The following is a 13,344-nucleotide window of genomic DNA, read 5'->3' as shown; positions in this document are numbered from 1 at the left end:
TAAAACTTAAAAAATTTATTCATGTCCGAGAATATCGCTGACATAGTGTGCAACGGCTGAGACCCGAGACATTGTTCCTGAATAGTCCATGAACGTGGGACCAACCACGCCTAAACCACCAAGAACTTCACCATCGGTACCATACGCGGTGGTTACTACCGACGCTTGACGCAGCTGGTCATCATCATGTTCTTCACCGATGACGACAGAAATATTGCCTACTTCTGGCACCCGGGTGAGCAAGTTTAACACCACTACTTGTTCCTCCAGCGCTTCTAAAATGCCCGAGAGATCAATCCCGCGAGAAGTAATGGAATTGCGCGTGAGATTCGGCGTGCCAGCAAGTAGGTAGCGCTCTGCTGGATATTCCACGAGCGTGTCTACTAAGACGTTCGCAGCTTTACGAAGGTGCGGGCGAATATCAAGTGCCACTTGCTCTTCTAAAATATCCAAGTGCGCAGTGGCTTCCGCCAAGGTCTTCCCAGCCAGCGCATTGTTCAAAACATCGCGCAGGCGCAACACGTCTTCTGCTTCCATGACAGAATCCAGCTCCACATTGCGCTGTTCCACCCGGCCATTGTCGGTAATAACAACCACCAGCAAACGCACCGGCGATAACGCTACGACTTCACAGTGCTTAACTGTCGACACCCGTAAGTTCGGCATCTGCACAACGGCTGCAGAGTCAGTAATCTGCGCGAGCATACGCGCTGCTCGATGCAACACGTCTTGCAAATCCACGCCACCATCTAAGAAAGTCAGCATCGCTTTGCGCTCCGGCCGCGACAAGGGCTTGAGATCATGCAGCGAATCGACAAAGACGCGGTAGCCCTTTTCCGTAGGCACGCGCCCCGACGACGCATGAGGTTGAGTAATTAACCCCTCTGATTCCAACACCGCCATGTCATTGCGGATCGTGGCAGAAGATACCCCTAACTGATAGCGCTCCAGTAATGCTTTAGAACCCACAGGTTCTTGCGAGGAGATAAAGCCTGCCACAATTGCGCGCAGGACCTCTTTACGCCTAGCGTCAGTGATACTCGACATTTAGCACTCGCCTCCTTCGGTTGCTAAATACTACCCCACCACCAAGCCATTGTTAAGTTTCAGACTCCTCAGCCAAAAGCAGATCCGTGATGATGCCATCAGCAAGCAAGCGACCAGTGTTTGTGACACGCAACCGGCCGTCATCGACAAGCAATCCGCGCTCAATAAAGCCTTCCACCGCTGGCTGAGCTGCAGGGGTGAGCAAGCTGCGATCAATACCTTCGCGCAGACGCAAACCCAACATGATTTTCTCCATGTGGTTTTCTTCCGCCGTCAAGGTTTCCGAATCTGCGATAGGCAACTCGCCCTCGCCCAACATCTTGATATAGCGCGCCGGCAATTTCACGTTGTAGAAACGCTGCTTACCGATGTGCGAGTGCGCGCCCGGACCTGCACCCCACCATTCTTTATCGCGCCAGTAGATCATGTTATGGCGGCACTCCCCGCCTTCCTTGGCCCAGTTGGAGACCTCGTACCAGCCAAAGCCTGCATCGTCTAGCCTGCCCGCGATAATCTCATAGCGCCTAGCCATGGTGTCCTGGTCTGGCATTGGAAGCTCACCCTTGGCCACCTTGCGCGCCATGCGGGTGCCATCTTCGACAATGAGGGAATAGGCACTGATGTGGTCCACGCCCGTGTCCAGCGCGAGGTCGAGCGTGCGGCGGACATCATCATCTGTTTCCGTCGGCGTCGCGTAAATCATGTCCAGGTTGACGTGGTCAAAGCCTGCGGCCTTGGCTTCCTTGGCCGCCGCAAAAGGCCGGCCCGGGGTGTGCGCGCGCTCTAAAATCTGCAACACGTGCGAAGATGCCGACTGCATCCCTAGGCTTACGCGGGTAAAGCCTGCCTCTTTGATCTGCTCAAAGAACTCCGGCGAGGTCGACTCCGGATTCGACTCGGTGGTGATCTCCGCACCTGGCGAAATCCCGAAGCTATTGCGCGCCGCATTGAGCACACGAGTAAGCCCTGCCCCACCTAGAAGCGAGGGGGTGCCACCGCCGACGAAAATCGTATCGGCTGGACGGTTAATTTTCTCTGCGGCCTTGTCTAATTCGCGCTCTAGCGCATCCAAATACGGGCCCGTGAGATCCCGTGGGCTTCCCAGCTCACCCGGGGTATAAGTATTGAAATCGCAGTAGCCGCAGCGCGTTGCGCAAAACGGCACGTGGATATAAAGCCCAAACGAGTCTGTCATGGCCATTACACTAACGCTTAACGCGAAATCCGTGTAATCTTGTCACATCATTTCCAAAATGATATGCACCTGATTTTCCAACTCAAAGAAAGGCACCCGCTGGTGGAACCTCCGAGTCGATGTCCCCGCTACCAAATCTCTAGGTGGTGGGGAGCACTATGATGACCGCAATCTTGATGATTTTGGGTGGCATCGTAGTTATTGGCCTGATCATCGTTGCAAACGCTTTCTTCGTAGCGCAAGAATTTGCCTACATGTCAGTTGACCGCGCCCAGTTGCGCACACTGGCGACCAATGGCGACGTCCGCGCCCAACGAGCGCTCACAATTACACAAAAAACTAACTTCATGCTTTCCGGCGCACAGCTGGGAATTACCGTCACTGGCCTGCTTATTGGCTATGTCGCAGAACCCCTCGTAGGCCAAGGCCTCGGCGTTTTGCTCGGCGGAGTGGGAGTGCCCGCGGCAGTGTCTGTCGGTGTCGGCACCGTCTTAGCCCTGGCTGCATCTACTATCGCCACGATGTTGTTTGCGGAACTATTCCCAAAGAACTACACCATCGCAGCACCTATGAAATCTGCCCTGTGGCTGGCTACCCCGTCGATTATCTTCTTAAAGATTTTCGGCCCACTGGTGCACTTTTTCGAATACTCTTCCAATGCAATTTTGAAGACTTTCAAGATTGAGCCTTTAGAAGACGTGGATTCCTCCGCCACCTCCGGCGACTTGGAATCCATCATGGATAATTCCCGCGAATCCGGCGACTTGGACGATGACACCTACCTGGTCTTAGACCGTTTGCTGCATTTCCCGCATGAAGATGTCGACCACGCCATGGTGCCGCGCTCGCGCACCGATGTTGTCGAACCTTCAACCACCATTGCCGAAGTGCGTGAGCTGATGGCTTCGAACCACACGCGCTACCCCGTCATCGATGACGACCACAACCCAGTTGGCGTGGTGCATCTTTTTGATGTGCTGACCTGGGAGGGCGCCCCAGATGCACCGGTCACGGAAATCATGAAAGATGCCGTCGTCGTGCCAGAGTTGATGCCTTTGCCGAATTTGGTTGAGGAGCTGCGCCACGCTGATGAAAAGCTGGCGTGTGTTATCGATGAATACGGCGGTTTCGTCGGCATCGTGACTTTGGAAGACTTGGCTGAGGAAATTTTGGGCGATATCGCCGACGAACACGACGTCGAGGAAACAGAAGAGATCACCGAGCAAGACGAGACGCATTGGCTTGTCGATGGCGACACGCCTCTCGATGAAATCGAACGCGCCATCGGCCACGACCTGCCCGAAGGTGACTTTGAAACCATCGCCGGCCTGCTCATCGCGCACACCGGTGCTTTGGTGGAAGAGGGAGAAACCCACACCATTGACCTCGAAGCCGAACCTGAAGACTGGGTCGAAAATGATGCTCCGCAGCGCCACCTCAAGGTACGCGTGGAAGAAATCGACCGCCACGTCCCTTCTGTGTTGGCCATTGAGCTGATCGAAGAAACCGCCAGCGAAGCAGAATCCGCTGCCGAGGATTCCCGTGAGCCAGACGGAGATGATGCTCCCTCGGATGCATCACCGACCGACGAAGGGCAGGTGCGCTAATGGATAGCTGGATTTTCAATCTTGTTGTTACCCTGCTGGTGATTATCGCCTCGGCCTTCTTTGTCATCATCGAGTTCTCTTTGATGAGTGCGCGCCGCAACCGCTTGGAAGAAACTGCTGAGACCTCTCGTGCATCGCGCGCTGGTTTGCGCTCTTTAAATGAGCTGACCATCATGCTCGCCGGTGCGCAGCTGGGTATTACCGCTGCGACATTTATCCTGGGTGCTGTCACCAAACCATGGGTGCACCACCTGCTGATGAGCCCATTGGAAGCCCTAGGCTTGCCGATGGCCATCGCTGATGTTGTTGCCTTCATTGTCGCGCTGTTTATCGTGACCTTCTTGCACTTGGTCATCGGTGAGATGGCTCCGAAGTCCTGGGCTATTACGCACCCGGAAACTGCGCTGCAGATCATCGCTATCCCTGCCCGCGGCTTCATCTGGATTTTCCGCCCGCTTCTCACGTGGATTAACCATATGGCCAATGTTCTGGTGCGCAAGACTGGGGAAACACCTGTCGATCGCGCTGGCGCTGCTGGATATGACGTCGATACGCTGCGTACCTTGGTTGAACACTCCCGCGACACCGGCACCCTGGACGAAAGTTCTGCAAGCCAGATTACCGGCGTGATTGAGCTGGAAACCTCCACCGTCGGCGAATTTGCGCGCCTACACGGTTCTGAGATTGTGCCTTTGCCTGCCGATGCCACCGTTTCCGAACTCCAAGCCCTATGCCTGTCTAAAGGCATCATGCGCGCGTTGATTTATCCAAAGAATTCGCGTCTGCCCCAGGTTGTGCACGTGCGTGACACCTTGATGGCGAAGCCGGATGCTCCTGCCCTGCAGTTCTCGCGTCCTGCGCTCAACGTTGCTAGCTCCACCACGGTACAGCAGACATTGGATCACATGCGTGCCCGTAATGAGCAGATGATCATCGTAGGTAAGCCGAACAACAAGCCTGGCGCTCAAGCGGTGTGGATTCTGACGTGGAATAACATCATGGGCCAGCTGTGGCCACAGATTACGGAAGAGCTGGACAAGGTCCCTACTCTCCCACCCGAAGAGCGCGCAGCTTTCCGCCGCCCGCTGCAACCGGGAGACGAGAACTAGTACAACTTACGTTCTAGCGAACTAAGGGCCTGACTTCGACATTGCTTTCGAAGCCAGGCCCCTTTTCCATTCATTATCTCGACCAGATTGGCCCGCCTGTGGAAAACTTCGCCTGTTGCGTGATGTGTCAACGTAGTTATCCACAGGTTTTTGTCCTTCCCCTAGCGCGGGCTTGCGTTTGCGTTTTAGTGTCGAAGGCATGGATAAATACGAAGAATTTATGGCTCTTACCAGCCAAGCAATAGGCATCTTAAAAGACATGTCTAAACGCTCGCCATATGACATGGCAAGCGATGGCATGGCTCGCAAGACTGCGAAGAGTTTCACCCAGCTTTCCGATGTCCTTTTCGGCCCCACCGACTCACCTCGCCTCCAACGCGAATCAGTAGCGCTTGCTGAAGAGCGAGGGTTAAGCCTTGAGTATTTAGAGATGGTGGAAAAGCACGCCCGGAAGTTGAAGAAGCGCGGTGCCGCGTGGCGCTTACGTGCAGAACTTATCGCGTTTGAAGGCACCTTCGAAGAAGCCGAAGCCTACGCTAAAAAGCGCGTCACGGAAGAAGGCGGCGACCCCAAGAAGAAACCGGGTGTACGTCTTGGCCGCGTTGTAGACGGCCTGCGCACCATTAGCATTACCGATACCCAGCGCCGTATTACTGACTTAGAAAAGACGCTTGACGCTGCTATCAAAGACGATGGCCAACCTCGCTCTGAAGCATTATTAGAACCCTTCTGGAACCTCGTCGAAGGAGGCGGCACCGGGCTTATCAAGCCGGAATACCGCACCGTCATTGCTATTGGTCTCGATGATTTCGCGAAAGTTTCCTGCGGTCGCGGCGAGGAAGTCATCGTTGCTTTATCCGACGGCACGACCATGACCGGCGTCGAGTTCATCAACGCTGCGATGGAAGGTGCTTTGGGCGACAAACTCTACGTCGGGCTCTTCCACCCCACCGCCGGACCGGTCAACCTTTATGAGGCACGCTTCGCATCCGACAAGCTACGAACTTTAGCCATGGCCGAGAATCTCGTGTGCCCGTGGCCAGACTGCAACGTACCAGCCGATAGATGCCAGGTCCACCACATCGACACACACAAGAATGGTGGTCATACCAAGCCATCGAATCTGACGATGCTGTGTAAGTACCACAACGGCGTCAACGACGATGACGGCCCGAGCAAGAAGCGGAAACGACCAAGTCCGGGTAAACCCAAGCGCGGCAGGATGCGACGCCACCGCGGCAAAGTCCGCCTGCACACCCCAGGCGGCAAACTTGTGGGCAACACGCACCACGTGAGCAGCATGGGAGCAATGGACCTGATCTAAACCCACAGCTGAGAGGAGCGAACAGGTGACCATCAGAGCTAACTAGTCAACCGGGCTGGTTAGCCAATTCGGCGATCCCTTTTTAAGAAAGGGCTTGTGCCTAGCGCCGGAGAGCTTGAATCACGGCGTCGATGATGAGGAAAGCAACGAGGCTGAGGCCAAACATCGGCGCCATGACCGAGTAGGCCACCAAGAATGCGATGATGCCGGCGAGAACCGCTGGGCGGGTGCGTCGCCACTGCCCCGCTGCTTGCAGTCGGCCCGGGCGTCCGTTGCGTCCGCGCAGCCACCACATGCGATAGCCCAGCGCGTTAATAGTCAACAGCCCTAGTGCGATGCCACCGAGCACCAGCTGGTTAATCCAGCCAAATAGCGTGCCCATGTGCAGCTGAATCAGCCAGGCGGAAAGCTTCGCGGCCAATGGCCAATCGGAGTGGTGAACGCGGTCGACAATCTCGCCGGTCTCGCCATTGACGGAGATGGCATCGTTAGCGAGCTTCCACGGCTCACGCATTTCGGTAACAGTTTAGGCAGTACCTTCTTCTGTTGGCAGAGCAATCTCGATGATGCCACTCATACCGGCCCCGCGTGCAGTGGTGGCAACGGTATCGATCTGGCTGATGTAAGTCTGCGTCAGGTCGTCTTGACCCGCGAGCGTTGAGGATTCTTCGTGACCGCTGTGATGATGGTGCGCGTGTTCGTCCTGGGCGCTAGTTGTTGCGGTCATGGTGGTGGCAGAGATGCTGGTTTCCGGGGTGGGCTGCACCCAATCCAATTGCGCGCGCAGATTGGCGATATTGCCGCCGGCCATAGACGACCACGTCAGACCGGTGACGGTGAGGAACAGGAAGCCGGGCAGAAGCCAGACGCCCAAAATGCTGTGAATGCTGCGGATCTTCTTGCGCTTGGCGTGCGCTGTTGAACCTTTTCGCGAACCTGTGGCTGAACCCTTACCGACGCGCCAGCGCACCCACCACACCCACGCGCCCGCAAGCGCCAGAATCCCTAGCCAGGAGGCGGCCATTTCTGAGTAGATGCGGCCGTACTCTCCTAGCCACAGCTGGCGGTGGCCTTCAGAGATCCAGGTGCGAAGCGGCAAGGCTCGGGAGGAACCGTACTGGACTAGCTCTCCGGTAATTTCCAAAGAGCCTGGGTCGACGAAGACTGCTTGTCGGTAGCTGGAGCTCTCCAAGGCGGGGTCATGAAAAAGCACGCGCGTGGTTTGGGTGGGGTCTTCGAAGCTTTGAACTGCTGATAGTTGCAGGTCTGGGTTCACGCGCGTGCTGCTTCTACTTGGCGCTCGAGTGGGTGAGCAGGTTCCAACGAGCTCGCTGTAATCTCATCATGGTAGACCACTTTTTCAAGCGTCGGCGCAAAGGCGTAGATAAAGCCCGACAACGCTGAGATAACCAGTAACGGTGCTACAAATACTCCGGCCACCGAGTGCAGCCGGTGGATAATCCCATAGGAGCCCCCGGCTCGGCGAGCTGGGATAGTAGACTTAACGGACACGTTATCTTTCACAGATGATAAGTCCTATCAAAGACGAAATAGTTCCGCGCCATCTAGTTTCTGGGCATTAGAAAAAGCTCCGACCCGAAGGTCGAAGCTTTAGCTATTTAAAGGTCCGCTTAGAAAAAGCGTGGCAGTTCGATGTTGAACTGTTCTGCGATTTCGCGAACCTCAGGTACCTGAGAAGCAAATGCAGCAGCGCCACCAGCCAGTGCTACAGCAGAAGCGATGACGTAGCCGTAGTTGAGCTTGTCGAACGGGGTTGCCTCGCTGGCGCTGGAGTTCTTCTCAATGCCCCAGAGAGCCTTTTGAGAGTCAGAAGCGTCCAATTTCTCACCGATCTTGGAAGAGAGGGTGAAGTTCGAAGACAGTGAAGTTTCCTGCTTCTTGGTTTCGTCATTGGAGCTCTGCGCGAAGGCAGGGGTAGCGGACAGTGCAACTACAGCAGCGGTAGATGCAGCGATCAGGGACTTACGAATAGAACGCATCTATTTCTTCTCTTTCGGCAGTAGGGTGATTCCACTTTTTACACAGCGTGCCAGCAGGCCCAGCACAGCAACTACCATAGCAGTTTTTTTATTTCGCCGCACAGAGAATTATTTCAACCGAAAAATTCTGTTGCTTGCGCCGGCAGTTGCCTAAGCCGTCGTAGCGGAACGTTTTGCTGCCGCACGTTTGGCGGCTACCTTGGCAACGATGCGGTCGATACGCGCGCGCTCTTCCAAAAACACCGGCGGATTGTGCCCGCGCATGGTGCGGACATAAGCAAAGTGGGATTCCACCACAGTGCGGTACCAGCCGTGGCATGCGGCGTTGACCTGCTGGCCGGTGCGGTTGTATAACTGTGGCAGAGAAACCATGTCCAGGTTGCGGGCAACGGCATCGGTTTGGTCAAGGACATATTCGACGACATCGCGCAGATAGTCTGCGGTCGCAGCCGTGCGGTCCTGCAAGGCAGCGGCAAGCTGATGCACTGCGACAGGCGGACCATCGATGGGAAAATCAATTTCGAGAGTCTGCGCATTGAAAGTACGCGGAGCCTCAACATCATTCTGACCAGAAGCGGCAGCAGAAATGGTGCCAGAACGCAGTCCTGAGACCAAAGCCTGGCGCAGACCGATAAGCTCGCCTACACAGCGGCCGGAATCCACGCGGGCGTCTTCGATGATGTCGCCAAGTTCTGCCAGGCAGTCCATGGCCAGGTCATTGTCCCAGTCCTCGATGGCCTCAATGAGGTTCTCGATGTACTGAGCGACTTCATCCCCGATGTTGTAGATTTCCTGGGTTAGTTCGCGGTGCCGAAGCTCGGCGGCAATCTTGCGCATTGTCTTAGCCTCTCCTTCCGCAATCTCTAGCCCAGTGGGTCCTTGCCTACTAAATGCATACCCTCAACTTAAAGTTGAGAGTAACGGTTAACGGGAATGACTCTATTGCAGATCTTGAGAAATATCTGTTAGACACTCCGTAATTTCACAGCCCTTAGCTTCGGCTAGGTCCACGCACGTGTTTAACGGGTGTAGAGGTGATCAATTGCGTCGCTGTAGCGCTGCGCCACAACATTGCGCTTGACCTTTAACGTCGGGGTCAGTTCGTTTTCTTCCTCGGTCAAATCTGATTCCAGAATATAAAACTTCTTGATGGCTTCAGCATGCGACACCGTAGCGTTGACCTGGTTGATGGCGTCTTGAATTTCCGCGCGCAACTGCGGCTCTGTGGCCAGCTCTTTAATCGAGCGGTTTTCTGGGATATTGCGGTCTAGCTTCCAACGCTTCAGGATATCTGGATCCAGGGTAATGAGCACGCCCACAAACGGCTTCCCGTCGCCTACGACCATGGCCTGAGAGACCAGTGGATGTGCGCGCAAAATATCTTCCATCGGACCAGGTGAGACATTCTTTCCGCCGGCTGTGACAATCAGGTCTTTCTTGCGGCCAGTGATCATCAACTTCCCGTTATCGAGAATCTCGCCCAGGTCACCGGTGTTGTACCATTCGCCGTGCAGGGCTTCCCTGGTAGCTTCCTCGTTATTCCAGTAGCCAGCAAAGACGGTGGGGCCTTTGACTAAAATCTCGCCGACGCCATTAGTGCGAACGGTCATGCCCCCGATCGGTGGGCCGACAGTACCGATTTGTTGATCGTCAAAATCGACCGTGATGGCGGCCGCGACCTCGGTTAGCCCATAGCCTTCATACACTGGCACGCTGATGCCACGGAACCAGTGCAGGAGGTCTTGGCCCATCGCGGAGCCGCCGGTAATGCAGAAATGCACCGAACCGCCAACGCCCTCACGGATCTTGGAGTAGACCATACGGTCAAAAACTTTGTGTTTGGCCTTTTGAATCCGCGTTGGGCCTTCCTCAGTATCCAAAGCCTTGGAATACTGAATGGCTGCTTGTTCAGCTTGTTCAAAAATTCCGCGCTTGATAGCCGAGCCATCCGCAGCCTTTTGCGCCGCCGAGTTACGCACCTTTTCAAATACGCGCGGCACGCCCAAAATCAGGTTCGGGCGCGAGCGCTGGAATTCCACCGAGAGGGAGGAAAAGTCCGACCAATGATTCTGCGTCGCACCACCAATGGCCACCGCCAAAGACACTGCACGGGAGAATACGTGCGCCATGGGCAAAAAGGTCAGCACGCGAATGCCGGGCCCCACAATCGCACCAATCGGGTTGGTCAGCAGTCCGCGAACTTCCGCCAACCAGTTCTTGTGCGTCAAAATGCAGCCCTTAGGTTTGCCAGTGGTACCAGAGGTATAAACCAAAGACGCCAAATCATTGGTAGAGGTTGCGGCAATGCGCTCATCGACGACCTCATCAGTCAAAGAGCGACCTTCAAATTTCAACGTATCTATCGCCGAGGAATTAATCTCCAAAATCCGGCGCAACTGCGAGGTGAAGCCGGAAAGTGAGGGGTTGCCGGAGTCATCGACGAGCAAATGCTGCACTAACTCTGTGTGGTCCTGGCTCTCAGTAATGGCCAATACCGCACCCGAATCTTCTACCACCCAGCGCACCTGCGACAGCGATGAAGAAGGATAAACCGGCACCGAAACCGCGCCCGCCGCCCAAATAGCAAAGTCTAAAAGAGACCATTCATAACGGGTTTCGGAGATAATAATAATCCGATCACCCTGCTCTATCCCCGCGGCGATAATGCCCTTGGCCACATCATAAACTTCCCGGATAAACTCCTTGGCAGTGACATTAATCCACTCATAATTAGCAGGCCGAGTAAACATCACGCCATGCGGACGAGCTTTCGCGGTGTCCATCAACGCAGTTAGGCAGGTTTCGTTGTCTAAAATTTCAAATTCTGCCGGCGTATGGGTTTCTTGCAAAGTCACAGCTGAGCCCTTCCATATGGCTTTGGGACGAAAATAACGCTTCTTAGCTTATCAATGGTTGCAATGTGGCAGAATAGCGTGGTGTGACATACCGCCAACTATTGGAAGAGCTCGCAGCCAACCACGGGGTGTCTACCGGCTATCACTCCCAAGGTGGTCAGTGGATCGATATTTCTGATGCCACGTTGGAATACACTCTCCGTGCCCTTGACGTCCCCCTATCCGCCAACCCTACTGAGCAAGAACTCACTGACCGTTTGTACCTGGACTACTTGGCGCGTTCTTCTCGGCCTTTGCCTGCTGCCGTGGTGGCGCCCGCGGGGACTGAGAAAACTTTTACTGTCCATGTCCATGCCGGTGCTTCCGCCGATGTGCACATTGAACTAGAAAAAGGCGGGCGGCGCGAGGTCTACCAAGACCCAAATGACCAACCTGCTGTGGAAGTAGATGGCGTGTTGTGGGGCGCTGCGACCTTCCACATCCCAGGTGATTTGCCGCTGGGCTACCACGAGTTGGTGCTGCGCTCTGATGGCTTTGACCACCCGGTCACGTGCGCGCTGATTATCTACCCGCCGCGGCTGACCACTGCGGACAAGTACGTGGAGTCCCCTGCCTACGGTGTCATGGCGCAGCTGTATTCGGTGCGCTCGGAGCAGTCTTGGGGCATGGGTGACTTTGGGGATTTAGCGCAGTTGGCGGAAATCGCGGCGCAGGAGGCGGGGGCGGAATTCTTGCTCATCAACCCGCTGCACGCGGCCGAACCGGAGCCACCAGTGGAAGACTCCCCGTATCTTCCCACCACCCGGAGGTTTATCAATCCCCTCTATTTACGCATTGAAGACATCCCAGAGCTTTCGCTTCTCGATGCCTCCCTGCAAGACGATATTGCCGAACTCGCTGCCGAATTCCGCGAGCGCAACCACAGCGCTGACCCGATTGAGCGCAATGCAATCTTCGAGGCCAAGCTGGCGGTATTGCGGGAGCTTTTCGCACTGGAACATACCCCGGAGCGCACCGCGGATTTTTTGGAATTTACCCGCAGTGAGGGCAAGGGGCTGGCACAGTTTGCGCTGTGGTGCGCGCAAAAAGAAGCAGTCTCCGGCAGGCACGCTATCGATGACGAAGAAGAGCAAGACTACGCGATCGCCTTTTATTCGTGGCTGCAATTTTTATGTGATGAGCAATTCCGCGCTGCGCAGCAGCGTGCGCTGGCAGCGGGGATGAAGATTGGCATTGTGACAGACCTAGCCGTGGGCGTGCACCCGGGTGGCGCGGATGCAGAAATCTTGGCGGAGTTTTTAGCGCCGCAGGCTTCCGTGGGCGCGCCACCGGATGATTACAACCAGCAAGGACAGGACTGGTCACAGCCGCCATGGCACCCGGTGCGCTTGGCAGAATCCGGCTATAGGCCGTGGCGCGACATGCTCGAAGCGGTGCTGCGCAATGCTGGCGGTGTGCGCGTGGACCATATCTTGGGCCTTTTCCGCTTGTTCTGGATTCCGCGCATGTCTCCGCCAACGAACGGAACCTATGTGGCCTATGACTTTGAAGCCATGCTGGGCGTGCTCGCACTGGAGGCTGAACGCACCGGCGCCGTCGTTATCGGCGAAGACCTGGGCACCATGGAACCTTGGATTCAAGACACCCTGCGCGATAAAGGGTTTATGGGCACATCCATCGTGTGGTTTGAACGCGATGAACACGGCGCTCCCCTGCCGCAGGACAAATACCGTCCGCTGGCACTTGCCTCGGTAGGTACTCACGATCTTCCGCCAACCTTGGCTTATCTCGGCGGCGAGCACATTACCCTGCGCGAGCGCCTGGGGCTTTTTACCCGCCCCGTCGACGAGGAAATTGCCGAGGACCTCGACTTCCAAGCGCAGGTACTGCACTCGATGTCTGAAAGTGGGCTTTTGCCCGAGCGCGATTTCGCGCACCTGCCCCGGCAGGAACGCGGCAATCCGACTCAGCTCATGGGCGCACTGCACGCGTTTATTGCAGGCACACCTGCGGCATTAACGTGCACCAATTTAGTAGATATGGTCGGCGATATTCGCGCGCAAAACCAGCCGGGAACCACCAATGATCTGTATCCGAACTGGTGCATTCCGTTGTGCGATAGCTCAGGTCAGCCAGTGTTAATTGAACAGCTCGCAGACAATCCGCTATTTCGCACCATCACCGCGACCAGTAAACGCACTGTTTAG

General features: G+C 55.7%; 12 protein-coding genes. 4 read left to right on the top strand and 8 right to left on the bottom strand.

The window, feature by feature from the left end; translation table 11 throughout:
• Nucleotides 1-15 precede the first annotated feature (15 nt).
• Entirely contained in the window at nucleotides 16-1,047 is a 1,032-nt protein-coding gene (hrcA, locus tag CSTAT_RS03955) for a heat-inducible transcriptional repressor HrcA (protein WP_066792846.1), read from the bottom strand.
• A gap of 52 nt (nucleotides 1,048-1,099) precedes the next feature.
• Nucleotides 1,100-2,242: a radical SAM family heme chaperone HemW gene (gene hemW, locus CSTAT_RS03950; protein WP_075723790.1), complete on the bottom strand. Its 1,143-nt coding sequence runs from the start codon at nucleotides 2,240-2,242 to the stop codon at nucleotides 1,100-1,102.
• A 158-nt stretch (nucleotides 2,243-2,400) separates the two neighbouring features.
• Between hemW and CSTAT_RS03945 the strand changes: the two genes are divergently transcribed.
• The 3 genes from CSTAT_RS03945 (at nucleotide 2,401) to CSTAT_RS03935 (ending at nucleotide 6,282) form a co-directional block, all read left to right on the top strand.
• Nucleotides 2,401-3,849, top strand: coding sequence for a hemolysin family protein (locus CSTAT_RS03945; protein WP_075722540.1), 1,449 nt, complete (start codon nucleotides 2,401-2,403; stop codon nucleotides 3,847-3,849).
• On the top strand, nucleotides 3,849-4,958 hold the full coding sequence (locus tag CSTAT_RS03940; protein WP_066840026.1) for a CNNM domain-containing protein: 1,110 nt from the start codon (nucleotides 3,849-3,851) through the stop codon (nucleotides 4,956-4,958). Before CSTAT_RS03945 ends, CSTAT_RS03940 begins: the two co-directional genes overlap by 1 nt.
• A 199-nt stretch (nucleotides 4,959-5,157) precedes the next feature.
• Entirely contained in the window at nucleotides 5,158-6,282 is a 1,125-nt protein-coding gene (locus CSTAT_RS03935; protein ID WP_075722539.1) for an HNH endonuclease signature motif containing protein, read from the top strand.
• 100 nt (nucleotides 6,283-6,382) lie between these two features.
• Here the strand turns inward: CSTAT_RS03935 and CSTAT_RS03930 are convergent, their stop codons facing one another.
• From CSTAT_RS03930 to CSTAT_RS03905, 6 genes are all read right to left on the bottom strand, one after another.
• Complete coding sequence (locus CSTAT_RS03930; RefSeq protein WP_083640653.1) at nucleotides 6,383-6,796, bottom strand: PepSY domain-containing protein; 414 nt, start codon at nucleotides 6,794-6,796, stop codon at nucleotides 6,383-6,385.
• A gap of 12 nt (nucleotides 6,797-6,808) precedes the next feature.
• The gene (locus CSTAT_RS03925) at nucleotides 6,809-7,558 is read right to left on the bottom strand and encodes a PepSY-associated TM helix domain-containing protein (protein WP_083640651.1); all 750 of its coding nucleotides are present in this window, start codon (nucleotides 7,556-7,558) and stop codon (nucleotides 6,809-6,811) included.
• A complete protein-coding gene (locus CSTAT_RS13905; RefSeq protein ID WP_075722538.1) occupies nucleotides 7,555-7,806 on the bottom strand; it encodes a PepSY domain-containing protein in 252 nt (83 codons plus the stop codon). Before CSTAT_RS13905 ends, CSTAT_RS03925 begins: the two co-directional genes overlap by 4 nt.
• A 107-nt stretch (nucleotides 7,807-7,913) precedes the next feature.
• Complete coding sequence (locus CSTAT_RS03915; RefSeq protein WP_075722537.1) at nucleotides 7,914-8,282, bottom strand: hypothetical protein; 369 nt, start codon at nucleotides 8,280-8,282, stop codon at nucleotides 7,914-7,916.
• Between the two features lie 150 nt (nucleotides 8,283-8,432).
• Nucleotides 8,433-9,119, bottom strand: coding sequence for a hypothetical protein (locus CSTAT_RS03910; protein WP_075722536.1), 687 nt, complete (start codon nucleotides 9,117-9,119; stop codon nucleotides 8,433-8,435).
• Nucleotides 9,120-9,301: 182 nt separating this feature from the next.
• Nucleotides 9,302-11,137 carry an AMP-dependent synthetase/ligase gene (locus CSTAT_RS03905; RefSeq protein WP_075722535.1) on the bottom strand — a complete coding sequence of 612 codons (1,836 nt, stop codon included), beginning with the start codon at nucleotides 11,135-11,137 and terminating at the stop codon, nucleotides 9,302-9,304.
• Between the two features lie 83 nt (nucleotides 11,138-11,220).
• Here CSTAT_RS03905 and malQ point away from each other — a divergent pair, with 83 nt between their 5' ends.
• The gene (malQ, locus tag CSTAT_RS03900; protein ID WP_075722534.1) at nucleotides 11,221-13,344 is read left to right on the top strand and encodes a 4-alpha-glucanotransferase; all 2,124 of its coding nucleotides are present in this window, start codon (nucleotides 11,221-11,223) and stop codon (nucleotides 13,342-13,344) included.

This window comes from Corynebacterium stationis, from assembly GCF_001941345.1.
GTDB lineage: Bacteria > Actinomycetota > Actinomycetes > Mycobacteriales > Mycobacteriaceae > Corynebacterium > Corynebacterium stationis.
This window is presented reverse-complemented; position numbering and strand designations above follow the sequence as displayed.